Source organism: Krasilnikovia sp. MM14-A1259 (genome assembly GCF_047159535.1).
Taxonomy (GTDB): domain Bacteria; phylum Actinomycetota; class Actinomycetes; order Mycobacteriales; family Micromonosporaceae; genus Actinoplanes.
In genome coordinates this window covers 6,916,517-6,940,604 of record NZ_BAAGAJ010000002.1, presented here as the reverse complement: position 1 = coordinate 6,940,604, position 24,088 = coordinate 6,916,517, and the positions used below count along the sequence as shown (strand labels likewise).

Below are 24,088 nucleotides of genomic sequence, written 5' to 3'. Positions count from 1 at the left end.
CCATCGTAGAGAACCACCGCGGATGATCACGCAGGGTGTGATCATGCCACCCGGCGGGGGCGGCGCATCGGCACCACGACCGGCGGTGGCGGCGTCGCCAGCAGCTCCACCTCGAAGCCCGCCAGCTCGAACGTCTCGACGGCCCGCAACTCGTCACCGGTGAGATCGGCGATGCCGTCGGGGGTGTCGTACAGCGTGCTGACCAGGCAGCCGTGGCACGCCTCGGTCCGCTCGACGCACTGCCCGCAATCGATGATCATCTCTTCTCCCTCCGCGCCGGTGACCGGCCGCGATGTCGACCGGAAGGGTCGACGGGGGAACGTGTCGCGGACCGACCACCATCGGTGACCGTCACGCTATGCGAGGGGTACGACAAGAACACCGCACCGCAGCTCAGGAACGCGCCAGCCGGCGCAGCAGCGAGTCGGCACCCATCGGGTAGGCACCGTGGCGGCGTACCCCGTCGGCGACCTCCCGGTCGGACGAGACCACCACGATCGGCCGGCCCGCGGGCTCGGCCCGCACCAGCTGGCGGATCAGCTCGTCAGCGGTGTCGCCCTTGCGGGAGAACAGCACCCGGACGCCGCGTGGCGCCGGCGGCAGCCCGTGCACCCGCTCCGCGCCGTCGAACACGACCGTCACCTCGTCGCCGGTCTGCGCCGCGATCCCGCCCAGGCCGGTGATCAGCCGCTTGCGCTGATTCTCCAGCGACATCTCCGCGAAGCCGCGCTTGGTCACGTTGTAACCGTCCACGACGAGATGCGCCCGGGGCAGCGCGAGCAGCTGGTCGAGCCGCGCCGGGTCGTCGGTGTCCTGGGCCCGCGGCCGGGACCGCTCCTGCTGGCCGGGACGGTCCGCCGCCACGTCGGCCACGAAATCCGCGGGCAGCCGGTCGGACGGCCCCAGCGCCAGCTCCCGGCGCAGCCCGGACGCGGCCTGCCCGATCGTCTCGATCAGCAGCCACAGCCGGGCGTCGTCCGCGGCCCGGGCGTCCCGGGCGCTCTGCCGGCCCGTGGCGGCGGTCGCCTCCGCCTCGGCGAGTTTCGTGCGCAGCCGCCGTACCTCTGCCTCATGATCGGCCGTGGCCCGCGTCGCGCGGCCCTTCTCCGTGGCCAGCAGGTCCGTGGCGCGCTTCTGCGCGGCCTGCGCCTCGCGCAGCGCGCGGCTCGCGCTGCGCGCCTCCTCGCGGACCTGGCCCAGCTCCTCACGCACCCGGGCCAGCTCGTCGCGCAGCTTGTCCGCCTCCACCTTGGCGACCGCGCGGTCGTGCTCGGCGCGCGTCGCGCGCTGCTCGGCATCCCGGATCAGGCTCGCCGAGGCGGCGCTGTCCGCCTCGGCGCGCACCGCGTCGCCGGCCGCCTCGACCAGCGCCCGCCAGCCCTCCGGGCGGGCCAGATACGCCAGCGCGGCCACCTCGACCGGGTCGGCGGCGGCCGGGGCGACGCCGTCGGTGATCGCGGCGCCCAGGTCACCGGCGTCCGTCACGATCCGGGCGCCGATCCGCTGCCGGAACAGCGGGTCCGCGGTCAGCTGCGCCGCGATCGCGGGACCGCCGAGCCGGGCCCGGCGGTTCGGCGCGAACCGCACGACCCGCCGCAACGGCACCGGCACCTCCTCCGCGGCCAGGGCGGGCAGCGCCGCCGCGACCAGCGCGGTGACCCGGGCGCGGACCGGCTCCGGCAAGGCCGGCTCAACCCCGGACACGTCCGTGACCGCCTCCTCCGGGAGGCGGGCGCCGAACGAGGGGTCCGCGGACATGGGTACCAGTCTCCCACCGCAACGGACCGGTCCGTCCAGGGACAGAGGTGATCACCTTTCGGGCGGCCCCGCGGTTTGTCGTACCCCCGCCCTAATGTGCGCGCCGTGGCACAACCGGCATACGTGCAGGGCACTCTGGACACCCTCCTGAGCGCCGACGGCTCCGTCGCACCGGCGGCGCTGTCCCTGCGGGACACGACGTTCGTGGTTCTGGATCTGGAGACCACGGGCGGTGCCCCCGACGGCGCCGGGATCACCGAGATCGGCGCGGTGAAGGTGCGGGGCGGCGAGCAGCTCGGGGTGTTCGCCACCCTGGTCAACCCGGGCGAGCGGCTGCCGCCGTTCATCACGGTGCTGACCGGCATCACCGAGGCGATGCTCGCGCCCGCCCCGCCGATCGAGTCGGTGCTGCCCAGCCTGCTGGAGTTCCTGCGCGGCGCGGTCCTGGTCGCCCACAACGCGCCGTACGACGTGGGATTCCTCAAGGCCGCCTGCGCCCGGCACGGCTACCCGTGGCCGCAGGTGCGGGTCGTCGACACCGCGGCACTGGCCCGGCGCGCGCTGACCCGCGACGAGGTGCCCAACCGCAAGCTCGCCACGCTCGCCCGGTTCTTCCGCGCCTCGGTCGAGCCCACCCACCGGGCGCTGGACGACGCCCGCGCCACGGTCGACGTCCTGCACGGCCTCATCGAGCGGCTGGGCAGCCACCGGGTGCACACGCTGGGCGAGGCGATCGAGTTCGCCAAGGCGGTGACCCCGGCCCAGCGCCGCAAGCGGCACCTGGCCGACGGGCTGCCGCACGCGCCCGGGGTCTACGTGTTCCGCGGCGCGGACGAGCGCGCCCTGTATGTCGGCACGTCGAAGGACATCGCCACCCGGGTGCGGACGTACTTCACCGCGAGCGAGAAACGGGCCCGGATCTCCGAGATGCTCACCGCGGCCACCCGGGTGGAGGCGGTCGAATGCGCCCACTCGCTGGAGGCCGAGGTGCGTGAGCTGCGGCTGATCGCGGCGCACGCGCCGCCGTACAACCGGCGGTCGAAGTATCCCGAGCGGGTGGTGTGGCTGAAACTGACCACGGAGGCGTATCCGCGGCTGTCCGTGGTGCGCCAGCTCGCCGACGACGACGCGACGTATCTGGGCCCGTTCTCGTCACGGCGTACCGCGGAGCTGGCTGCCGCCGGGTTCCACGACGCCGTCCCGTTGCGGCAGTGCACCCACCGGCTGTCCGTGCGCACCCCCACCCCGGCATGCGCGCTGGCCGAGCTGGGCCGCTGTCCGGCCCCCTGCGAACACCGGATCACCACCGACGAGTACGCGCACCGCGCGGCGCTGCCCTTCCGCACGGCCACCCACGGCGACCCGGAACCGATCGTGGACGCCCTGCTGGCCCGAATCACCGCGCTCAGCGACCGGCAGCGCTACGAGGAGGCGGCCGTGGTCCGGTCCCGGCTGATCGCTCTGCTGCGGGCCACGGTCCGGATGCAGCGCCTCGGGTCGCTGACCCGGCTTGCCGAGCTGGTCGCGGCCCGCCGCGACCAGCTCGGCGGGTGGGAGATCATCGTGGTCCGGTACGGGCGGCTCGCCGCCGCGGCGACCTCTCTCCCGCGCCAGCACCCACGCCCGACCCTGGATGCGGCCCGGGCGACCGCCGAAACCGTGCGGCCCGGCCCGGGCCCGGTCCCGGCCGCGTCCGCCGAGGAGACCGAGCGGATCCTCGCGTGGCTCGACCGGCCCGACACCCGCTTGGTGGAAACTTCTGGTGACTGGGTGTCACCGGCCCGTGGCGCCGCGCGGTTCAGTAGCCTGCTCACCAGGGCTGAGGCCGCGGCGTCAAGCCGGGACTCGGCCGTTTGCTCATCGGTAACTGACCGTTCGGATGACCGCCGCTCGCATAGGCTGTAGGGCACGCGGGGTTACCGACGCGTCAGATCGGGCGGCACGCCGTCCGGCCGGCAGTCCGGTGAGCCGGTTCCGGTCCGCCGGATTCCGGCAGCCTCGCCGCCGGTCGCGGTTCTCCGGTGTGCGACCGGGCCCTCGGGTGGTGTTAGCGGTGCGCGCGTGACAGATCGGTGAGGGGGTGTCCGGGTGGATGTCGACGCCGGTCACGGCGCCGTGTTCGGCCGCGCCTTGTCAACGGCACCCACCGAGGCGAGCTTCTCCCAGCGACTGCGCTCACTGCTGAACTTCCAGAGCGGCGACGACGACCCGGTCGCCGCCCTCGCCCGGACCCACCGGGCCATCCACCCCTCGGCCGACGTCGCCATGCTGCGCCGCAGCTACTCGATCGCCGCGACGATGCACGAGGGGCAGAAACGCAAGAGCGGCGACCCGTACATCACCCACCCGCTCGCGGTCGCGCAGATCTGCGCCGAGCTGGGCATGGACACCACCACCCTGGTCGCCGCGCTGCTGCACGACACCGTGGAGGACACCAGCTACACGCTCGAGGCACTGCACGGCGACTTCGGCCCCGAGGTGACGCACCTGGTCGACGGCGTGACCAAGTTCGACAAGGCGTTCTACGGCAAGGTCGCCGAGGCCGAGACGATCCGCAAGATGATCGTGGCGGCCGGCAAGGACGTCCGGGTGCTGGTCATCAAGCTCGCCGACCGCCTGCACAACATGCGTACGCTGGACGCCCGCTCCCCCGCCTCCCGCGCCCGCATCGCGACCGCCACTCTGGACGTGCTCGTGCCGCTGTGCGACCGGCTCGGCATCCAGGCACTCAAGCGCGACCTCGACGACGTGGTGCTGTTCCACCTGCACCCGGACGCGTACACCCGCATCGACGACCACGTGAAGAACCGGCCCGGCTGGGCGCAGTACCTGACGGACGTCACCTCCAAGACATTGGGCGCGCTGCGCCGGTCCAAGGTGGACGCCAAGGTCACCCCGCGCCCCCGGCACTACTACTCGATCTGGAAGGACACGGTCGCCGGCGGCTACACGGTGCCGTTCGACCTGCCCCGCATCGCCGTGGTGATCGACGGGCCGGACACGGACTGCTACGCCGCACTCGGCGCGATCCACGGCCGGTGGCGCCCGGTCGCCGGCCGGTTCAAGGACTTCATCGCCTCACCGAAGAACAACCTCTACCGCTCCCTGCACACCACGGTGACCGGGCCGGACGGCCGCCTCGTCGAGGTCCTGATCCGTACGGAGTCGATGCACCGCTGCGCCGAGTACGGCGTCGCCACCGGCTTCCGCTATCCCAAGTCCGAGTCGGTCGAGACCCCCGGCTCCGATCAGCTCGCCTGGCTGCGGCGGGTGCTCGACTGGGAGCAGGAGACCACGGACGCCGGGCAGTTCCTCGCCTCGCTGCGCTGTGACCTCGCCGAGGCCCAGATCCAGGTGTTCGCGGACGGCAGCACGGTGGAACTGCCCGCCGGTTCCACCCCGGTCGACCTCGCGTACGAGCTGAGCCCCGAGACCGGCGACCAGTGCCTCGCCGCCACGATCAACGGCCGGCTCGCCCCGCTGAGCTCCCCGCTGCGCGACGGCGACGTGGTGGAGATCTTCACCGAGGCGGACGGGCACGTCGAGGTGGAGCCGGACGCCCCGCGCGGCCCCCGCAAGGAATGGCTGCGGTTCGTCAAGTCGACCCACGCCCAGATGCAGATCAACCGCTACTTCGCCGAGGCCGACGCCCCCGGCATCAGCATCGCGGACAAGGTGCGCCTGGGCCGCGCCACGATCGGGCTGACCCTACGCAAGCACGACCGCGGCCTGGCCAGCGAGGTGCCGCTGCGCCGCCTCGCCGAGGAGCTCGGCTACCCCGACCTGGAAACCATGCTGGTCGCGGTCACCGAGCGCAGCCTTGAGCCGGACAATGTCGTCGAGCAGCTCATCGCGCTGGTGGACCACCCGGACTGACGCGGGCTCGGCGGGTGGGTTGCGCCCCCGATAGCCTGACGGGGTGAATCTCCACCGGCGACTGCGTGGCTACGCGTACCAGACGTTCTACCGGTTGCCGGGCCGGGTGCGCCGTCGGCTCGTTCACCTGATCGCCCCGAAGTACCTCGTCGGCGCGGTGAACCTGATCCATGACTCGGAGGCCCCGCAGCCGGGTCGGCTGCTGCTTCTGCGCCAGCCACCGGGCCGTGGCTGGGGGCTGCCCGCGGGCCTGCTGAAGCGGCACGAGCCGCCCCGCGTGGGCGCCGCCCGGGAGCTGTTCGAGGAAACCGGCGTGATGCTCGATCCGTCGGCGCTGGCCCCGGCCGTGCCCAACGCGATCGTCCACGCCCAAGGCTGGGTGGACACCGTGTTCACGGCAGCCGTGCCGGCTTCCCGGACGACGCTGGTCGTGGACGGTGGTGAGGTACTGGAGGCCTGCTGGTTCCCGCTGGACGACCTGCCGCCGCTGACCTCCGCCACGGAACTGCTGCTGGGCCTGTACGGCATCGGCCCGCAGGCGGCACCCGGCGGCGCCTCGTGATCGGTGTCTGCGCGGTGGTTCTGGCCGCCGGGGAAGGGCAGCGGCTGCGCCCGCTGACGGAACACCTGCCCAAGGCGCTGTGCCCGGTCGGCAACGTGGCGTTGCTGGACCGGGCCCTGCACCGGCTGGCCGGGCTCGGGCTGACCGGGCCGGAGACGACCGCGGTCAACGCCGCGTACCTGGCCGGGCAGGTGGTGCGCCACGTGGGTGGGCGCGCGTACCTGTCCGTGGAACCGGACGGCCCGCTCGGGACGTCCGGCGGGATCGGGCGGCTGCGTGGCTGGATCGACGGGCGCGGCGTGCTGGTCGGCAACGCCGACGCCTACCTGGTCGATGCACACCGCGAGCCCGGAAAGGACATCGCGGCTTTGCTCGACGGCTGGGACGGCGAGACCGTACGGATGCTCACCCGGCCCCTGCAGCCCGGCACGCCCGGCGGTTTCAGCGGGCGCCGCTTCGCCGGGTTCTCCCTGCTGCCGTGGCGGCGGGTCCGCCACCTGACCGCACAGCCCAGCGACCTCGTACGGACGGTGTGGCGGCCCGCGGAGGCCAACGGCGAGCTGGAGCTGGTCGACTTCGAGGGGCTGTACCTGGACACGGGCACGCCCGCGGACTACCTGGCCGCTAACCTGCACGCCGCGGGCGGGGAAAGCCTGATCGACCCGGCGGCGACCGTCACGGGCCGGTGTGAGCGATCCGTGGTGGGCGCCGGGACGCTCGTGCACGGCGACATCGACCGTTGTGTGGTGTGGCCGGGCGCCACGGTGTCCGCCGGCGAACGGCTGCACCAGGTGGTACGCGCAGCCCCGGACGTGACCGTCGCCGCCTGAGACGGCGCCGCACGGCAGGCGCCAGGAACAGGCGCCGCTGGACGGCGGGCGCCCGCGTCGTCAGGAAGCAGGCGCGGCCGCATGGGTGTGCGCCGTCGCGGCTAGCATGAGCCCATCCGATTCGGCCAGCTTGGAGCGAGGAGCCCCGCAGGTGAACACCGCGATCGTGCACATCGACTGCGCCACCGATTCCATCCCCGAGGTTGCCCAGGCGCTCGCGGAACTGCCCGGCGTCAGCGAGGTGTACTCGGTGGCCGGCAACGTTGACCTCATCGCGATCGTCCGGGTGCCGCACTTCGACGACATCGCCGAGGTCATCGCGGGCCGCATCTCGAAGACCCCGGGGGTGGTGAACACGGAGTCGCACATCGCGTTCCGGGCGTACTCGAAGCACGACCTTGAGGATGCGTTCGCCATCGGCCTGCCCGACGCCGACTGATCTCCGCGTAACGCGAAAGGGCCCGCCGGGTGGCGGGCCCTTTCGTCGTGCGGTTGGTCAGCGACCGGAGGTGATCTCCTCGCGCTCCTCGCGGGTCACCGGCGGCACGGCGGGCGACACCGGGGCCTCCGCCGGCTTCTCGACCGGGAAGAAGAAGCCCTTGATCGCGGGCGCGAGCGCACCGACCCGGTTCATCTTCTTCGGTACGGTCCAGCCGGCGTAGTCCAGCGGCAGCGGGTGGCCGTGATCGTCCACCGGGCTGAGCGGCTGGTGGACCTCCATGAACCGCCCGTCGGGCAGCCGCTTGATGATGCCGGTCTCCACGCCGTGGGCCAGCACCTCCCGGTCGTGCTGTTGCAGGCCGAGACAGATCCGGATGCTGATGAAGTACGCCAGTGGCGGCAGAATGATCAGGCCGATACGGCCGGCCCAGGTCATCGCGTTCAGGCTGATGTGGAACTTGTCCGCGATGACGTCGTTGCCGCCGGAAAGCGTCGCGACGATCCAGAACGTGAACGCCATCGCCCCGACACCGGTGCGCTCGGGCGCGTCCCGTGGCCGTTCGAGCAGGTGATGGATCCGCTTGTCCTTCAGCCGCCGCGCCTCGATGGCCGGATAGAACATCGGGATCGTGGTCAGCGCCCCCAGCCCCACGACCGCGGGCCAGAAGAGCGGGGGAATGCTGTACCCGTCGCCGAACGGCAACGTGATCTGCCAGGCCGGCATGAGCCGGACCAGCCCGTCCATGAACATGACGTACCAGTCGGGCTGGCTGGCCGAGGACACCTCGTACGCGCGGTACGGCCCGAACAGCCAGATCGGGTTGATCTGGAACAGGCCGGCCATCAGTGCCACGACGCCGAACACTGCCGCGAAGAAGCCGCCCTGTTTGAGCGCGTACCGCGGGAACATGCGCTCGCCGACGACGTTCGTGTTGGTCCGCATCGGGCCGGGCCACTGGGTGTGCTTCTGCTTGAACACCAGCGCCAGGTGGGCGCTGATGAGGCCGAGCAGGCCGCCCGGGATCAGCAGCACGTGCGCGATGTAGAACCGGCCGATGATCAGGTGACCGGGGAACTCGCCGCCGAAGATCGACGCCGAGAGCCACGTGCCGACCACCGGGATGGACAGCATGATCGCGGAGGCGATGCGCAGACCCGTACCGGAAAGGCCGTCGTCGGGCAGCGAGTAGCCCGTGAAGCCCTCCAGGAAGCCGAGCAGGAACAGCACCAGGCCGATCGCCCAGTTCGTCTCGCGCGGCTTGCGGAACGCACCGGTGAAGAAGATGCGTGCCATGTGCACCACGATCGACGCCATGAACAGCAGCGCCGCCCAGTGGTGCAGCTGACGCATGAACAGCCCGCCACGCACCTCGAACGACAGGTGCAACGACGACGCGTACGCCGAGGACATCTCCTGGCCGCGCAGCGCCAGGTAGGCGCCGTCGTACGTCACGTCCTGCATCGACGGGTCGAAGAACAGCGTCAGGAACGTGCCGCTGAGCAGCAGGATGATGAACGAGAACAGCGCGATCTCGCCCAGCAGGAACGACCAGTGGTCCGGGAAGACCTTGTTCAGCAGGCGGCGCAGCGGCGTGGCGACCTGGAACCGCTCGTCGATGCCAGCCGCGGCAGCGCCGGGCATGGCGCCGATGTCCAGCTTTCGGCGCTTCATGGCCGCTCCCAGAAGTCAGGCCCGATGGTCTCTTTGTAGTCACCCGTCGCCACGAAGTATCCCTCCGGGTCCACCGCGATGGGCAGCTGCGGCAGTCTCCGGGTGGCGGGCCCGAAGATCGGGCGGGCGTTGTCGGTGATGAGGAACTGGGACTGGTGGCACGGGCAGAGCAACCGGTTGGTCATCTGCTCGTACAGGCTGGCGGGGCAGCCGGCGTGGGTGCAGATCTTCGAGTACGCGACGTAGTTGCCCCACATCAGGCCCTGGTTGATCGGCGCCGCATTCTCCCGCGTCTTCGCCGCGTCATCCTCGCGCAGGTGGATGAGCAGGGTCGGCGAGTCGGCGTACTCGTTGGTGGCCCCGCCCGGGACGCCGGGGAAGACCGTGATCTGGCCGCCGACGCTGACGTCTTCGGGCCGGATCGGGCTGCCGTCCTCACGGGTCAGGCGGATCTTCTGGCCGTCGCGCGGGGTGAAGCCGGTGCGGAACAGCGGCGGGTCCTGACCGCGGTCGGGCTTGTGCGGGTTCTTGATCAGGCCGCCGATCAGCGGGGCGGCCGCGACCAGCCCGATCGGCGCGAGGCCGAACGCGACCGCGCCCTTGAGCAGCGGGCGGCGCTGGATGCCCAGCTCGTCGACCGTGAACAGCATCGTCTGGCCGGCGATCTGCTGGTCCTCGTCGCTGGAGGGGCCGTCGTGGCGGCCCTGGATGGCGACCTCGTGCGGCAGCAGCTTCTTGGCCCACGCGAGGATGGCCAGGCCGATGGCCAGCAACGCGATGCCCAGCGAAATGCCCAGGATCGGGGTGTAGTAGTCGCTGAGCGTGTGACCCAGCTCGAACTCCCACGGCCACCAGATGTACGCGCCCAGGAATGCCAGCGCCATGATCCCGGCGATCACGAACAGCAGGGCGATGGCCCGCTCGATCCGCTTCTCGCCCTTCGAGCGCGGGTGGGGGAACTGCGACTCGTACGTGACGATCTCGATGTCGTCACGCCGCGCCCCCTCACGGACGATCTCGAAGCGCGACAGCCGAGGGTCGCTGAGGTCGACCGGCTGGGTGCCGCCGGTCTGCCCCTCGTCCTTCGTATCGGTCATGGCCGTGCCTTTCTTGTCCTGCTCTCGGTGCGCTCGGTCATGACTTGCCGGCGATCCACAGGGTCACAAAGACCAGGATGACGATGCCGACCAGGAAGATCGCCAGGCCCTCGGTGACCGGTCCGTACCGGCCGAGGTTGAACACGCCGCCCGGGTCCTGATCCTGCTGGAGCTGGTACGTGACGTACGTGATGATCGCGCGCTTCTGGTCCGGGGTGATCTCGTTGTCGCCGAACACCGGCATGTTCTGCGGGCCGGTCAGCATCGCGGCGTAGATCTGGTCCGCGGTCGCGTCGTGCAGGCTCGGGGCGTACTTGCCGGAGGACAGCGCGCCGCCGGCCCCGCCGAAGCCGTGGCAGGAGGTGCAGTTCTGCCGGAACAGCTCGCCGCCCTCGGACAGCGTGCCCGGGTTGGCCTCGGGGTCGACCGTCAGCGGCCCGGCCGGCACCTGCGGCCCGCCACCCAGCTCCTGGATGTATTGGCCGAGCTGCTTGACCTGGTCACCGGTGAACTGCGGCGTCTTCTGCTCGGCCTGGGCCTCCTGGCGTGCCATCGGCATGCGGCCTGTGCCGACCTGGAACTCCACCGAGGCCGAACCCACGCCGATCAGGCTGGGCCCGCGACCCTCGACACCTCGGGCGTCGCGCCCGTGGCAGGAGATGCAGCTGTTGTCGAACAGCGCCTTGCCCTCCTGGGCAGCGGCGGAGAGCTGCGTGTTGTCCTGCGCGAACGCACCCGGGGCGAAGGCGGTGTACACGCCACCGGCCAGGGCGAGCGCGGCGAGCATGCGGACCGCCGCGCCGATGCGCCGCCGCGCCCGGCTGGGCGCCGACCGCCGTCGGCGGAACACCCGGAAGCGCCGACCGGCGGGGGTGTCAGAAGTCATGGGCCTGAATCCTCTTGAGTTTCGACCTGGGGCGGGCGGGCGGCTACTGCAGCCAATAGATCATGGAGAACAGCGCGATCCACACGATGTCGACGAAGTGCCAGTAGTACGACACCACGATCGCCGAGGTCGCCTGCGCCGGGGTGAACCGGCCCATCGTGGTGCGGATCATGTAGACGATGAAGGCGATCAGGCCGCCCGTGACGTGCAGCCCGTGGAAGCCGGTCGTCAGGTAGAACATCGAGCCGTACCCGTCGTGGTTCAGCGCGATGCCCTCGCCCACGAGGTGGCGGTACTCGTTCGCCTGGCCGAGCACGAAGATCAGGCCCATGACGAAGGTGATGGCGAACCAGCGCCGCAGCGCGAACACGTCACCCTTCTCCGCCGCGAACACGCCGAGCTGACAGGTGACCGACGAGAGCACCAGGATCACCGTGAACGTCGTCGCGTACGGGATGTTCAGCTTCGGGGTGTGCTCTTCCCACATGCCGTAGTCGGCAGCACGGATCGAGAAGTACATCGCGAACAATGCCGCGAAGAACATGAGTTCGCTGGAGAGCCACACGATCGTCCCGACGCTCACCATGTTGGGGCGCGTCAGCGAGTGGATCCGGCTCTTGTCGATGGCTGGGGCCGCTGTCACGGGCTCATTATTGCCCCGCGATCACCGCAACGTGTCGCGGGGGGCCCATTCCGGTACGTGTCGACGCCCGGTGACCGGGCCACCGCGGGTTCGGCCTAGCCTCGAGTGGTGCAGCTCGTCGAAACCCACACCCTCGCGGGCCCGGTAGGGGACACTGTCCCACCCCCGTTCACGGTGGCGGAGATCTTCACCCAGGTCCGGCTGGACAGCCTGATCGCCCTCGGCCTGCTGGTCGCCGCCGCCCTCTACGGGTACGGGGTGCACCGGCTGCGGCGGCGCGGCGACGCCTGGCCGACCGGCCGGTCGGTCGCCTTCCTGCTCGGCGGGCTCGGCTCGATCGCCGCGGTGACCGTCAGCGGGCTGGAGGCGTACGACACCACGCTGCTGTCGGTGCACATGGTCCAGCACATGGTCCTGTCGATGGTCGGCCCGATCTTCCTCGCGCTGGGGGCGCCGGTCACGCTCGCCCTGCGTACGCTGGCCAAACCCGCCCGCCGGCGGCTGCTCGCGGTGCTGCACAGCCGGGTCGTGGGGGTGCTGACATACCCCCTGGTCGCGTTCGGCCTGTTCGTGGCCAACCCGTTCGTGCTGTATTTCACGGGGCTGTACCGGTACACGCTCGAACACCCGTGGGCGCACGAGTTCATCCACGCCCACTTCATCGTCACGGGCTGCCTGTTCTTCTGGCCGCTGCTGGGCCTCGACCCGCTGCCGAACCGCTGGCCGTACCCGGCGCGGGCGCTGCTCATGGTGCTGTCCGTGCCGTTCCACACCGTCCTGGGCCTGACCATCATGCAGAGCCAGACCCTGCTCGGCGGCGACTGGTACCCCGCCCTGCACCTGGCCTGGGCCGACCCTCGCAACGACCAGGTGGTGGCCGGCGGGATCCTCTGGGCGGGCGGGGAGATCGTCAGCGTCACGATGCTCGGCATCCTGGTCGTGCAGTGGATCCGCCAGTCCGAGCGCGAGGCCCGCCGCATCGACCGCGCCCTCGACCGCGAGGAGGCCGCGGAGCAGGCCCGCGCGCAGGCCGCGGAGCAGGCGCTGGTGCAGGCCGCGGAGCAGGCGGCCCCGCAGGCCGAGGAGGCCGCCACGGAACAGGCCCGGCTCGCCGCGACGCAGGTGCGCCCGCAATCGGACGCGGAATAACCGGTTCGCTACGATCAGCGGGCAGCTACGAGCGTGGGAGCCGGGCACGACATGAGCGATGCACAGAGCCACCGGGACGAGCCGGATCGCTACACCATCCTGCTCTACAGCGACGACCCAGCGGTGCGCGACCGCATCCGGCTGGCGATCGGCAGCCGGCCCGCCGCCGACCTGACGGTGGAGTTCGTCGACGCGGCCACCTGGGAGCAGTGCCGCGAGCTGCTCGACACGTATGAGATCGACCTGATGGTCCTCGACGGTGAGGCCGCCCCCGCCGGCGGGCTGGGCATCGCCCGTCAGGTCAAGGACGAGTACAAGGTGCCGCCGCCCACCTGCGTCGTCATCGCCCGCGCGGCAGACCGCTGGCTGGCCGCGTTCGCCCAGGTCGACGAGACCCTGGTCCACCCGCTGGACCCGGTCACCACCGGCCAGACCGTGGCGGGCATGCTGCGCGCCCGCCGCGCCGGCGCGATCCCGCTGGGTCAGATCGGCTGACGTTCCACACCTGCGCAGGGTGACGCCGAGGTCGCCGTCACCACCCGCCGTACCCCCCGGACGGAGGCCCCGCCATGGGTGCACTTACCTGGCCACACCTGCTGAGCGCGCTGCTGCGCGGCGAAGAGCTGTCGACCCAGGACACCGCCTGGGCGATGGGCGAGATCATGAACGGCACCGCCAGCCCGGTGCAGGTCGCCGGGTTTGCGGTGGCGCTGCGCGCCAAGGGCGAGACTCCGGCCGAGCTGGCCGGCCTCGTCGAGGCGATGCTGAGCAACGCCACGCTGGTGCCGTTGCCCGACGACGTCCGCGACGACGCGGTGGACGTGGTGGGCACCGGCGGCGACCGGGCCCACACCGTGAACATCTCCACCATGGCCGCGGTGATCGTCGCCGCCAGCGGCGTCCGCGTGGTCAAGCACGGCAACCGGGCGGCGTCCTCCGCCTGCGGCACCGCCGACCTGCTGGAGCACTTCGGCATCCCGCTCGACCTGGGCCCGCAGGGGGTGGCCCGGACGGTGGCCGAGGCCGGCATCGGCTTCTGCTTCGCCGCCCGCTACCACCCCGGCATGCGGCACGCCGCGGTCACCCGGCGCGAGCTGGCCGTGCCCACGTTCTTCAACATGCTGGGCCCGCTGACCAACCCGGCGCGGCCCCGCGCTGCCGCCGTGGGCTGCTTCGACCTGCGGATGGCCCCGGTGATGGCCGAGGTGTTCGCCCGCCGCGGCGACTCGGCGCTGGTGATGCGCGGTGAGGACGGCCTGGACGAGTTCACCACCGCCGCGCCCACCCGGGTCTGGATCGCCCGCGACGGCGCGGTCTCCGAGGCCGTGGTGGACGCCACGGACCTCGGCCTGCCGCGCAGTGCGCCCGGGGATCTGCGGGGCGGCGATGCGGCGTTCAACGCGGACGCGGCGCTGCGGATGTTCGCCGGGGAGACCGGTCCGGTCCGTGACGCGGTGCTGCTCAACGCGGCGGCGGCGCTGACCGCGCACGCGGGCTTCCCGGGCACCTTCGCGGACGCCATGCGGGCCGGCATCGACCGGGCCGCGGCCACCGTGGACTCGGGCGCGGCGACGGCCCTGCTGCAGCGCTGGGTCAAGGCGGCCCAGGAGGCCAAGGCGGCGGAGCCCGCCTGAGGCGATGATCACGCCCGGTCCCGCTGTGGAAAAGATCATCTTCGGTACGCGGTGAGCTGCCTGCGCGACACGCCGGGCAGCGTCCACCGCTGTGCCCCGATCGCATGACAGCGTTTTCTCAGGATTTCGGGTAATTCCACCTTCCGGCGAAGAGGAGACACCCGTGCGAGAACGCGAGATGCACTGCGTCACGTGCCGGCGCGCCATGCTGTTCGAGATGGCCGCGGGCGAGGACGCCGACGATTGTCCCGAGCTGATCTGCACCGGCTGCGGTACGGCGGAAGTGCTGGTCCCGGCCACCCTGCGGGTGTGGATGCCGACCAGTGACACGCGGAGCCACCGGGTGGCCCCGCAGCAGCGCCGCGCCGCTTGAGGCGAACCGACAACGGCCCGCGTCCCCCTGGGGGCGCGGGCCGTGTCCTTGCGTACGTCAGTGCTCGACGGTGTGCCGGGTCCCGGAGTAGTACTCGAACAGCAGGCCGCAGGCGGAGAAGATGACCGCGACGAGGCCGACCCCGACGAGCCACCACATCACGAACACCAGGCCGATGGCCGCGATCGCCGCGGCCAGCGCCAGCCCGAACGGCCAGTAGCTGCCCGGGCTGAAGAAGCCGATCTCGCCGGCACCCTCGGCGATCTCGCCGTCCTCCCGGTCCTCCGGGCGCAGGTCGATGCGGCGCGCCACGAACCAGAAGAAGCCGCCGCACATGGCGCACAGCAGGCCGGACAGGATCAGCGCCACGGTGCCGACCCACTCGGTGTGGTCGTTCGCCAGGTGCGTCCACGTCGCATACGTGGCCGCGGCGGCGAACAGGAAGAGAGCGACCCCGCTGAAGATCTTGTATTCGGTCTTCATCTGGTCCCCTACTTCCCGATGGCCGTCTGCGGCTGGTACCAACTCTGGTTCTGCCGGCGCGTGTCGAACGGCTTGGTGGTGACGGCGAACGCCTGCTTACCGGTGAAGCCGATGGCGGCCATCGCCTCCGGCGTGGAGTCACCGGCCTCCTTCGCCTTCAGGAACTGGTCGAACTTGTCCGGCGACACCACGACCAGCTCGAACTGCATGAACGCGTGGTACGTGCCGCACAGCTCCGCGCACCGGCCGACGTAGCGGCCCTCCTTGTCGAGGGTCACCTCGAACACGTTGCGGGTGTTGCCGGGGAACACGTCGCGCTTGAACAGCAGCTCCGGCACCCAGAACGAGTGGATGACGTCGCGGCTGGTCTCCTCGAACCGGATCTTCTTACCGGTCGGCAGCACGAGCAGCGGGATCACATCGGACGAACCCACGGTCGAGGCGACCGTCTTCGCACCGATGCCCTGACCGTCGCGGTAGTTGAACTGCCAGTTCCACTTGAACGCGACGATCTCGACGACCTGGTCCGGGTTCTTCGACAGCTTGTCGACGCTGGTCTGCACGATCGCGGTGTAGTAGAAGAGGATCGCGACCACCAGCACCGGGGTGACCGTGTACAGAACCTCCATCGGCATGTTGAACCGGGTCTGCACGGGCAACTCGTCGCCACGCTTGCGGTACCGGATCACACACCAGAAGATCAGGCCCCACACGAAGAAACCGACCACGAGCGCCGCGATCACCGACGCGATCCACAGGTCGTACATCTTGTGTGCCTGCAGGCTCACGCCGTTGCTCGGCCATCCGAAGTTGCCGAACTTCGCACCGATACTGTCCGCGGAACAGCCCGCGAGCAGGGTCAGCAGCAACGCCCCACCGACGCCGAGCCCGGCGAGCCGGACTGCTCGTGGCCGTGCGGCCGAACTCTTTACGCCCACCTGCTCCTGCCTCCTATGCAGCGCCCGCCTGGCGCCGAGCCCCTCATGAGCGCCGCTTGGCGCCGAGCGCCGTGAGCGCCCCGTGAGCGCGGATCCGGACACCGGCGGCAAGGCGTCACCGACGGTCGCACATTACTCGACCAGGCCCTACCGTCCGGTTGCGGGGTCCGATCTTCGGCTCACCCAGGCGTTCCGCCGACAAGCTGGACGATACCGTTCCTGAGGTGGAATACACGCGCGATCACGCCGGTGCCACGGCGTACCTTGACGCGGCCACCGCCGCGCCGCTGCACCCCGTGGCCCGGCAGGCGCTGCTGGCGGCGCTGGAGGACGGCTGGGCCGACCCGGACCGCCTGTACGCGAGCGCCCGCCGCGCCCGGCAGCTGGCCGACGCGGCGCACGGCGCGGTCGCCGAAGTGCTCGGGGTGCGGCCCGACGAGGTGAGTTTCACCGCCAGCGGCACGGCCGCGGCGCACGCCGCGGTGCTGGGCGGGCTCGCCGGGCGGCGCCGGGCGGGCAGCCGGCTGGTCCATTCCGCGATCGAGCACTCCGCGGTGCTGCACGCGGCCGCGCTGCACGGCGACGCCGCGCCGGTCGGCGTGGACGTGCGCGGCCGTCTGGATCTGGACGCGTGGCGCGACGCGGTGGCCGCCCCGGGGGTCGCGCTGGCCGCCCTGATCAGCGCGAGCCACGAGGTCGGCACGGTGCAGCCGGTGGCCGAGGCGGCTCAGGCGTGCACGGCCGCCGGGGTCCCGCTGATGGTGGACGCGGCCCAGTCGCTGGGGCACACCGCCGTACCGGCGGGCTGGTCGCTGCTCACCGGCAGCGCCCGCAAGTGGGGCGGGCCGCCCGGGGTGGGACTGCTGGTGGTGCGCAAGGGCGTGCGGTGGCTGGCGCCGTACCCGGGTGACGACCGGCACCGGCCGCACCCGGCCGGCGCGCTGGACCTGCCCGCGATCGTCGCCGCGGCGGCGTCGCTGCGCGCCGTGGCCGCCGCGGCGGCGGCCGAGGCGGTACGACTGTCCGCGCTGGTCGAGCGCATCCGGGCGCGGGTCGCGGCGAGCGTGCCCGACGTGGAGGTCGTCGGCGACCCGGCGCAGCGGCTGCCGCACCTGGTCACGTTCTCCTGCCTGTACGTCGACGGCGAGGCGCTGCTGCACGCGCTGGACCGCGCCGGGTTCGCGGTCTCGTCCGGCTCGTCGTGCACCGCCTCCACACTGCGCCCCAGCCACGTGCTGGAGGCGATGGGGGTGCTCAGCCACGGCAACGTACGGGTGTCGCTGCACCGCGGCACCACCGAGGCCGACGTGGACAGATTCCTGGCCGTGCTGCCCGGCATCGTCTCGGAGCTGCGCGCGGCGGCCGGGGTGAGCGGGCTGTGATCATTCTGGACTGTCTGGGCCAGCGCTGCCCGCTACCGGTGATCGCGCTGGCCCGGCGGCTGCCGCAGGTGCCGGTCGGCGAGGTGGTCCGGGTGCTGGCGGACGACCCGGCCGCGGCCAACGACATCCCGGCGTGGTGCCGTCTCAAGGGCCAGCAGTACGTGGGGGCGGCCGACGGCCCCGGCTTCGACGTGCGCCGGGTCAGCTGAGGTAGTCGACCACCTGCGGCACCGGGTCCTTGGCCAGGTGGGTGTCCACCACCAGGCGCGGCCCCAGGTACGGCTCGTACTCGGTGGCCCGCTCCAGCACGCGCACCCAGTCGGGGACGCCCTCGTGGTCGCGGGCGGCGTAGCGGGCCTCGACCCGGCGGCGGTGCTCCGCGTCGTCGCCGCAGACCACCTCGACCACCCGCAACGGCACCTCCATCCGCTCGGCCAGATCCACCCACATCTGCCGGGCGGCGCGCACCGGGTTCACCGCGTCGATGATCACACTGTGCCCCATGGTGAGCTGCGTCTCGGCCAGCGCGGCGACCACCGCGTACGCGGCGAAGCCGGGGCGGGGCTCGGTGACCTCGTACGACTGCAGCGTGAAGTCGACCGCGTCGACCGCGAGGACGGCGGCGGGCAGCGCCGAGCCGACCTGCCGGGCAAGCGTGCTCTTGCCCACGCCCGGCAGGCCGGCGAAGACGGCCAGGACCATCCGCGGATCAGGCGGGCAGGTGTGGCAGGACTTCGGCGGCGGCCTCGTCGCCGTACGAGTCGGCGAGGCGCTTGGCGAAGAAGTCGCTGCGGATGTCGTACTCCTGCGGGCCGACCGTCTCCAGCACCAGCGCGGCCACCAGCGAGCCGACCTGTGCGGCGCGCTCCAGCCCCAGCCCCCAGCTCACGGCGGCGAAGAAACCGGCCCGGAAGCCGTCGCCGACGCCAGTGGGGTCGCCCACCACGACGTCGCGGGCCACCGGCACGTGGATGCGCTCCATGCCCCGGCCGGTGATCTCCACACCGTCCTTGCCCAGCGTGGTGACGCGAATCTTGACGTGCTCCAGCACCTGCGCGTCGGTGAGCTCTGCCTTCGTCTCCAGCAACGACTTCTCGTACTCATTGGTGAGCAGGTAGTCGGCGCCCTGGATCAGGGTCAGCACGTCCGCGCCGTCCATGCGGGCGAGCTGCTGAGACGGGTCGGCCGCGAACGCGAACCCGCGGGCCCGGCACTCCTGGGAGTGGCGGATCATCGCGGCCGGGTCGTTCGCGCTGATCAGCACGAGGTCGAGGCCGCCCGCGCGGTTGGCGACCGGGGAGAGCTCGATGTTGCGGGCCTCGGACATCGCGCCCGCGTAGAACGAGGCGATCTGGTTGAGGTCGTCGTCGGTGGTGCAGACGAAGCGGGCGGTGTGCGCCACCTCGCTGACATGCACGGAGTCGCAGTCCACGCCGTGCCGCTCCAGCCACGAGCGGTAGTCCGCGAAGTCGGCGCCGACCGCGCCCAGCAGGATCGGGCTCAGCCCGAGCTGGCCCATCCCGAACGCGATGTTCGAGGCGACCCCGCCGCGGCGCACGACCAGGTCGTCGACGAGGAAGGACAGCGACACCTTGTGCAGTTGGTCCGCGATCAGCTGGTCGGCGAACCTGCCGGGGAAGTGCATCAGGTGATCGGTGGCGATCGAGCCGGTGACGGCGATCTTCATGTGAACCCTCGTGGTCGGGTCGGCGGGATTACCGGGAGAGCCTACCGGTCCGGCCCCCGCCGGACCGTTCTGCGCCGCGTTGCAGACACGGCGAGGCCGCCCCTTGGGGTGGTGCCCCCGGGGACGGCCGGTCGTGCGTGGGTGCGGAGCGGCTCAGTGGAACGAGTCGCCGCAGGCGCAGGAGTTCTGCGCGTTCGGGTTGTCGATGGTGAAGCCCTGCGCGTCGATGCGGTCCGCGAAGTCGATCGTGGCACCGGCCAGGTACGGCGCGCTCATCCGGTCGACGACGACCTCGACGCCGTCGAAGTCGGCCACGACGTCGCCGTCGAGCGAGCGCTCGTCGAAGAACAGCTGGTACCGCAGGCCCGAGCAGCCGCCGGGCTGCACGGCGATCCGCAGCCGCAGGTCGTCGCGGCCTTCCTGCTCGATCAGGGCCTTGACCTTCACCGCGGCGACGTCGGTCAGGATGACGCCGGTCGGCGCGGCGGCCGGGGCCTCGGTCGACTCGGTGTGCGCTTCAGTGGTCACTGCGGTTCTCCCTGCGAAGGCGGATGGTGCGATGGAAGAGGTCATGCGTAGTCAACCAACGCTAACCCGCACCCGGGCCATTCCCAATCGGCGGGGGCGAGATGTGTCCAACACCCGATTGACCTACTGAACCCCTGCTCAACGGCTCCATTGCCGGGCCAGCCGGGCACCGATCTCGCACAGTCCGCGGGCCGGCTCGGCCAGCGCGGTGCGCTCGTCGCCGAAATGCTCGACGAGCGAGTGCAGTTCGCTCACCCCGGCGTTCGCGGCTTCCCGGTGCCCGGTTTCCACCCGTCCGGCCACCACCACGCAGGGCAGGCCCCGGTCCCGGGCGGCGCCCGCGAGCCCGGCGCACACCTTGCCGCGCAGCGACTGATGATCGAACGCCCCCTCCCCCGTGATCACGAGGTCGGCGGCGTCCAGCTCGGCGCCGAGCCCGATCAGCTCCGTGACGAGGGCGACGCCGGAGACCGTACGGGCGCCGAGGGCCAGCAGGGCGGCGCCCACGCCACCGGCGGCTCCCGCGCCCGGGCGCCCGGCCAGCCCGGAGGTGCCGAACGCCCGCTCCAGGACCCCCGCGAAGTGCTCCAGGGCGGCGTCCAGGCGCAGCACGTCCGCCCGGGACGCGCCCTTCTGCGGGCCGTAGACGCTGCTGGCGCCGTACAGGCCGGTCAGCGGGTTGTCCACGTCCGTCGCGGCGACCAGCGCGACCTGGCGCAGCTGCGGGGCGGCGGCCAGCCCGGCTGCGGCGGTGAGCGCGGCCCCGCCGTACGGCAGGGCGTACCCGGCGGCGTCGACCGGGGCGGCGCCCAGCGCGGCGAGCATCCCGGCGCCGCCGTCGTTGACCGCGGAGCCGCCCAGGCCGACCACGACCTCGGTGGCCCCGGCCTCCACCGCGCCCGCGAGCAGCAGCCCCAGGCCGTACGAGGTGGTGACGTTGGGGTCGCGCTCGGCACCGGTCAGCAGGTGCAGGCCGCACGCCTGGGCGCTCTCCACGTACGCCGTGGCGCCCGCCAGCAGCACCTCCCCGGGCACCGGGCGGCCGAGCGGGTCGACCGTCCGGACCGGGACCCGGCGGGCGGGCAGCGCCTGCGCGAGGACCTCGACGAAGCCAGGGCCGCCGTCGGACAGCGGCCGCTGCACGAGGTCGTCGCCGGGCGCCGCGGCGGCCCAGCCCTCGGCCAGCGCGGAGGCCACCCCGGTGGCGGGCAGCGTTCCGGCGAATTTGTCCGGACAGATCAGGACGCGCACCCCCGGGAACCTACCGGGGGCGCCGGGTGGTGACCGGCACCGGGCGGCCGCGCGCGCCCGGCGTGGGATAGGACACGATTTCTCGCGTGTCACGCTGTGGAAACATGGTGCCGTGACGTCGACCTGGACCGAACCCTCCCCCACCGCGACCGCCCTGCTGCTGCTCGGCCACGGCTCCGACCCGGCCAGCGAGCGCGGGGTGGACTGCCCCGGCGACCTGCCCGCGCCCAGCGACCCCGGCCTGGTGGCACGTGCCGAGGCGGCCAAGGCGGCGCTCGGCGACCGCGTCTTCGTGCTCGGTCACCACTACCAGCGCGACGAGGTCATCCGGTTCGCGGACGTGACCGGCGACTCGTTCAAGCTGGCCCGGGAGGCGGCGGCCCGGCCGGACGCGGAGTACATCGTCTTCTGCGGCGTGCACTTCATGGCCGAGAGCGCGGACATCCTGACCGGCGACCACCAGCGGGTCGTGCTGCCCGACCTGGCCGCGGGGTGCTCGATGGCCGACATGGCGGTGCTGGGTCAGGTGGAGACCGCCTGGGATTTGTTCGTCGACCTGGGCATCGCCGAGTCGGTCGTGCCGGTGACGTACATGAACTCGTCGGCCGACATCAAGGGCTTCGTCGGCCGCAACTCCGGGGTGGTCTGCACCTCGTCCAACGCCAAGCGCGCGCTGACCTGGGCGTTCGAGCGGGGCGAGAAGGTGTTCTTCCTGCCCGACCAGCACCTGGGCCGCAACACGGCCGTGCGGGAGATGGGCTTCGACCTCGACGACTGCGTGCTGTACGACCCGCACAAGCCGCACGGCGGTCTCACCCCCGAACAGCTGCGCGACGCCAAGATGATCCTGTGGCGCGGGCACTGCTCGGTGCACGGCCGGTTCACGCTGGACAGCGTCCGGGAGGTCCGCGAGCGGGTGCCCGGCGTCAACGTGCTGGTGCACCCCGAGTGCCGGCACGAGGTGGTCCGTGCGGCCGACCAGGTGGGCTCCACCGAGTACATCATCAAGGCGCTGGACGCCGCGCCGGCCGGCTCCGCGTGGGCGGTCGGGACGGAGCTGAACCTGGTCCGCCGGCTCGCACTGGCCCACCCGGACAAACAGATCATGTTTTTGGACCGGACGGTCTGCTACTGCTCGACGATGAACCGGATCGACCTGCCCCACCTGGTGTGGGCGCTGGAGGAACTGGTGGCCGGCCGGGTGCCGAACCAGATCACGGTGGATCCGGACACCGCGCACCAGGCCCGGACGGCTCTGGACCAGATGCTCGCCCTGCCGTAGCTAAGCGTCACTCAGCGTCACGGTCGGTCACCCGAACGAGCCCTCAAGATTTCTTGAGCAATGCGGGAGATCAGCAATTCGTGCCATCCTGAGCATTCTGGTGGTTTCTGCAATCGTCACTCAGCGCTATAGTGCCCGGGCGGCGCTTCCGCGGGTCTCCCCCCGACCTGCGCGCCCCACCCCCCGTTTCCACGGGCGCTGACGCCCCACGCTGGAGGTTGCGTTGACCGACGACGTCCTGGTCGTACACGGTGGCTCCCCACTGCACGGACAGATCCGCGTCCGTGGTGCCAAGAACCTGGTCTCCAAGGCCATGGTCGCGGCGCTGCTGGGTGAGACCCCGAGCCACCTGTACGACGTGCCGCGCATCCGTGACGTCGAGGTCGTCAGCGGCCTGCTGGAGCTGCACGGCGTCAAGGTCAGCGACGGCGCAGACGACGGCGAGCTCGTCATGGACCCCACGAACGTGGAGAGCGCCAGCACCGACGAGATCAACGTGCACGCCGGCTCCAGCCGTATCCCGATCCTGTTCTGCGGGCCGCTGCTGCACCGCCTGGGCCGCGCGTTCATCCCGGACCTCGGCGGCTGTCACATCGGGCCCCGCCCGATCGACTTCCACATCCAGGCGCTGCGGCAGTTCGGCGCGGTCGTCGACAAGACCCCCGAAGGCATGCACCTGACCGCCCCGAACGGGCTGCACGGCACGAAGCTGGAGCTGCCGTACCCCAGCGTGGGCGCCACCGAGCAGGTGCTGCTCACCGCGGTCCGGGCCGAGGGCGTCACGGAGCTGCGCAACGCCGCGGTCGAACCGGAGATCATCGACCTGATCTGCGTGCTGCAGAAGATGGGCGCGATCATCACGGTGCACACCGACCGGGTCATCGAGATCCAGGGCGTGCCGCGCCTGCACGGCTACCGGCACAAGCCGATCCCGGACCGTATCGAGGCCGCCAGCTGGGCCGCCGCGGCGCTGGCCACCCGCGGCGAGATCGAGGTGCTCGGCGCACAGCAGGCCGACATGATGACGTTCCTGAACGTGTTCCGGTCCGTGGGCGGCCAGTTCGAGGTCACCGACGCCCGCGCCTCGCGTCCCGGCGTGCCGGGCACCGAAGGCGGCATCCGGTTCTGGCACCCCGGCGGCGAGCTGCAGGCGGTGGCGCTGGAGACCGGCGTACACCCCGGCCTCGCGACGGACTGGCAGCAGCCGCTCGTCGTGGCCCTGACGCAGGCCCGCGGCCTGTCGATCGTGCACGAGACCGTGTACGAGCAGCGCCTGGGCTACACCGAGGCGCTGGGTGCCATGGGCGCCACCATCCAGGTCTACCGGGACTGCCTCGGCGGCACCCCGTGCCGCTTCGGGCGCCGCAACTTCAAGCACTCGGCGGTCATCGCCGGGCCGGCCAAGCTGCACGCCGCGGACCTGGTCATCCCCGACCTGCGGGCCGGTTTCAGCCACCTGATCGCCGCGCTCGCCGCCGAGGGCACCTCCCGGGTGTACGGCGTGGATCTGATCAACCGCGGCTACGAGGACTTCGAGGGCAAGCTCGCGGCGCTGGGCGCCCACGTCGAGCGACTCTGAGGTCACCGCGCTCGGGCCGGCCGTCCGGCCCGAGCGC

The 24,088-nt window shown here is 71.7% G+C and carries 25 protein-coding genes; 13 read left to right on the top strand and 12 right to left on the bottom strand.

Annotation, left to right across the window (positions count from 1 at the left end; genetic code table 11):
- Window positions 1-41: 41 nt before the first annotated feature.
- Window positions 42-260 carry a hypothetical protein gene (locus ACMCNK_RS31645; protein WP_412739998.1) on the bottom strand — a complete coding sequence of 73 codons (219 nt, stop codon included), beginning with the start codon at window positions 258-260 and terminating at the stop codon, window positions 42-44.
- Window positions 261-393: 133 nt separating this feature from the next.
- A complete protein-coding gene (locus ACMCNK_RS31640) occupies window positions 394-1,758 on the bottom strand; it encodes an NYN domain-containing protein (protein ID WP_412739997.1) in 1,365 nt (454 codons plus the stop codon).
- A 105-nt stretch (window positions 1,759-1,863) separates the two neighbouring features.
- Between ACMCNK_RS31640 and ACMCNK_RS31635 the strand changes: the two genes are divergently transcribed.
- From ACMCNK_RS31635 to ACMCNK_RS31615, 5 genes are all read left to right on the top strand, one after another.
- Window positions 1,864-3,663, top strand: coding sequence for a DEDD exonuclease domain-containing protein (locus ACMCNK_RS31635; protein ID WP_412739996.1), 1,800 nt, complete (start codon window positions 1,864-1,866; stop codon window positions 3,661-3,663).
- A 183-nt stretch (window positions 3,664-3,846) separates the two neighbouring features.
- Entirely contained in the window at window positions 3,847-5,634 is a 1,788-nt protein-coding gene (locus tag ACMCNK_RS31630) for a RelA/SpoT family protein (RefSeq protein ID WP_412739995.1), read from the top strand.
- Between the two features lie 43 nt (window positions 5,635-5,677).
- Window positions 5,678-6,196 (top strand): NUDIX hydrolase, encoded by a 519-nt coding sequence (locus ACMCNK_RS31625; RefSeq protein ID WP_412739994.1) that lies wholly within the window; start codon window positions 5,678-5,680, stop codon window positions 6,194-6,196.
- Entirely contained in the window at window positions 6,193-7,026 is an 834-nt protein-coding gene (locus ACMCNK_RS31620; RefSeq protein WP_412739993.1) for a nucleotidyltransferase family protein, read from the top strand. Before ACMCNK_RS31625 ends, ACMCNK_RS31620 begins: the two co-directional genes overlap by 4 nt.
- Before the next feature lie 151 nt (window positions 7,027-7,177).
- Entirely contained in the window at window positions 7,178-7,465 is a 288-nt protein-coding gene (locus ACMCNK_RS31615) for an Lrp/AsnC family transcriptional regulator (protein WP_412739992.1), read from the top strand.
- Between the two features lie 57 nt (window positions 7,466-7,522).
- Here ACMCNK_RS31615 and ACMCNK_RS31610 read toward each other — a convergent pair whose 3' ends face one another.
- The 4 genes from ACMCNK_RS31610 to ACMCNK_RS31595 are packed head-to-tail and all read right to left on the bottom strand — an operon-like array spanning window position 7,523 to window position 11,765.
- Complete coding sequence (locus ACMCNK_RS31610; protein WP_412739991.1) at window positions 7,523-9,139, bottom strand: cytochrome b N-terminal domain-containing protein; 1,617 nt, start codon at window positions 9,137-9,139, stop codon at window positions 7,523-7,525.
- The gene (locus tag ACMCNK_RS31605; protein WP_412739990.1) at window positions 9,136-10,236 is read right to left on the bottom strand and encodes a ubiquinol-cytochrome c reductase iron-sulfur subunit; all 1,101 of its coding nucleotides are present in this window, start codon (window positions 10,234-10,236) and stop codon (window positions 9,136-9,138) included. The genes ACMCNK_RS31610 and ACMCNK_RS31605 overlap by 4 nt, the downstream gene beginning before the upstream one ends.
- A gap of 37 nt (window positions 10,237-10,273) precedes the next feature.
- Window positions 10,274-11,122 carry a c-type cytochrome gene (locus tag ACMCNK_RS31600; protein ID WP_412739989.1) on the bottom strand — a complete coding sequence of 283 codons (849 nt, stop codon included), beginning with the start codon at window positions 11,120-11,122 and terminating at the stop codon, window positions 10,274-10,276.
- A gap of 43 nt (window positions 11,123-11,165) precedes the next feature.
- A complete protein-coding gene (locus ACMCNK_RS31595) occupies window positions 11,166-11,765 on the bottom strand; it encodes a heme-copper oxidase subunit III (RefSeq protein ID WP_412739988.1) in 600 nt (199 codons plus the stop codon).
- A 108-nt stretch (window positions 11,766-11,873) separates the two neighbouring features.
- On the opposite strand from ACMCNK_RS31595, the gene ACMCNK_RS31590 reads away from it, so the two are divergent.
- From ACMCNK_RS31590 to ACMCNK_RS31575, 4 genes are all read left to right on the top strand, one after another.
- On the top strand, window positions 11,874-12,914 hold the full coding sequence (locus tag ACMCNK_RS31590; RefSeq protein WP_412739987.1) for a cytochrome c oxidase assembly protein: 1,041 nt from the start codon (window positions 11,874-11,876) through the stop codon (window positions 12,912-12,914).
- A gap of 51 nt (window positions 12,915-12,965) precedes the next feature.
- Complete coding sequence (locus ACMCNK_RS31585) at window positions 12,966-13,409, top strand: hypothetical protein (RefSeq protein ID WP_412739986.1); 444 nt, start codon at window positions 12,966-12,968, stop codon at window positions 13,407-13,409.
- Between the two features lie 74 nt (window positions 13,410-13,483).
- The gene (gene trpD, locus ACMCNK_RS31580; protein ID WP_412739985.1) at window positions 13,484-14,548 is read left to right on the top strand and encodes an anthranilate phosphoribosyltransferase; all 1,065 of its coding nucleotides are present in this window, start codon (window positions 13,484-13,486) and stop codon (window positions 14,546-14,548) included.
- Between the two features lie 163 nt (window positions 14,549-14,711).
- On the top strand, window positions 14,712-14,921 hold the full coding sequence (locus tag ACMCNK_RS31575; protein ID WP_412739984.1) for a hypothetical protein: 210 nt from the start codon (window positions 14,712-14,714) through the stop codon (window positions 14,919-14,921).
- Between the two features lie 57 nt (window positions 14,922-14,978).
- Here the strand turns inward: ACMCNK_RS31575 and ACMCNK_RS31570 are convergent, their stop codons facing one another.
- Together ACMCNK_RS31570 and coxB are read right to left on the bottom strand one after the other, a co-directional pair.
- Window positions 14,979-15,404 (bottom strand): cytochrome c oxidase subunit 4, encoded by a 426-nt coding sequence (locus ACMCNK_RS31570; RefSeq protein WP_412739983.1) that lies wholly within the window; start codon window positions 15,402-15,404, stop codon window positions 14,979-14,981.
- An 8-nt stretch (window positions 15,405-15,412) separates the two neighbouring features.
- Window positions 15,413-16,342 (bottom strand): cytochrome c oxidase subunit II, encoded by a 930-nt coding sequence (coxB, locus tag ACMCNK_RS31565; RefSeq protein WP_412739982.1) that lies wholly within the window; start codon window positions 16,340-16,342, stop codon window positions 15,413-15,415.
- A gap of 224 nt (window positions 16,343-16,566) precedes the next feature.
- On the opposite strand from coxB, the gene ACMCNK_RS31560 reads away from it, so the two are divergent.
- The gene (locus ACMCNK_RS31560; protein WP_412739981.1) at window positions 16,567-17,724 is read left to right on the top strand and encodes a cysteine desulfurase family protein; all 1,158 of its coding nucleotides are present in this window, start codon (window positions 16,567-16,569) and stop codon (window positions 17,722-17,724) included.
- Window positions 17,721-17,933, top strand: coding sequence for a sulfurtransferase TusA family protein (locus ACMCNK_RS31555; RefSeq protein WP_412739980.1), 213 nt, complete (start codon window positions 17,721-17,723; stop codon window positions 17,931-17,933). Before ACMCNK_RS31560 ends, ACMCNK_RS31555 begins: the two co-directional genes overlap by 4 nt.
- Here the strand turns inward: ACMCNK_RS31555 and ACMCNK_RS31550 are convergent.
- The 4 genes from ACMCNK_RS31550 to ACMCNK_RS31535 form a co-directional block, all read right to left on the bottom strand.
- Window positions 17,926-18,426 carry an AAA family ATPase gene (locus tag ACMCNK_RS31550; protein WP_412739979.1) on the bottom strand — a complete coding sequence of 167 codons (501 nt, stop codon included), beginning with the start codon at window positions 18,424-18,426 and terminating at the stop codon, window positions 17,926-17,928. The two genes, ACMCNK_RS31555 and ACMCNK_RS31550, sit on opposite strands and share 8 nt — an antisense overlap.
- Before the next feature lie 7 nt (window positions 18,427-18,433).
- A complete protein-coding gene (locus tag ACMCNK_RS31545) occupies window positions 18,434-19,411 on the bottom strand; it encodes a carbohydrate kinase family protein (protein WP_412739978.1) in 978 nt (325 codons plus the stop codon).
- 153 nt (window positions 19,412-19,564) lie between these two features.
- Window positions 19,565-19,939: an iron-sulfur cluster insertion protein ErpA gene (gene erpA, locus ACMCNK_RS31540; RefSeq protein ID WP_412739977.1), complete on the bottom strand. Its 375-nt coding sequence runs from the start codon at window positions 19,937-19,939 to the stop codon at window positions 19,565-19,567.
- Between the two features lie 138 nt (window positions 19,940-20,077).
- Window positions 20,078-21,190 carry a glycerate kinase gene (locus ACMCNK_RS31535; RefSeq protein ID WP_412739976.1) on the bottom strand — a complete coding sequence of 371 codons (1,113 nt, stop codon included), beginning with the start codon at window positions 21,188-21,190 and terminating at the stop codon, window positions 20,078-20,080.
- A gap of 112 nt (window positions 21,191-21,302) precedes the next feature.
- On the opposite strand from ACMCNK_RS31535, the gene nadA reads away from it, so the two are divergent.
- Together nadA and murA are read left to right on the top strand one after the other, a co-directional pair.
- Window positions 21,303-22,472 carry a quinolinate synthase NadA gene (gene nadA, locus ACMCNK_RS31530; RefSeq protein WP_412739975.1) on the top strand — a complete coding sequence of 390 codons (1,170 nt, stop codon included), beginning with the start codon at window positions 21,303-21,305 and terminating at the stop codon, window positions 22,470-22,472.
- 223 nt (window positions 22,473-22,695) lie between these two features.
- Window positions 22,696-24,051, top strand: coding sequence for a UDP-N-acetylglucosamine 1-carboxyvinyltransferase (gene murA, locus ACMCNK_RS31525; RefSeq protein ID WP_412739974.1), 1,356 nt, complete (start codon window positions 22,696-22,698; stop codon window positions 24,049-24,051).
- The last annotated feature ends 37 nt before the right edge of the window (window positions 24,052-24,088 follow it).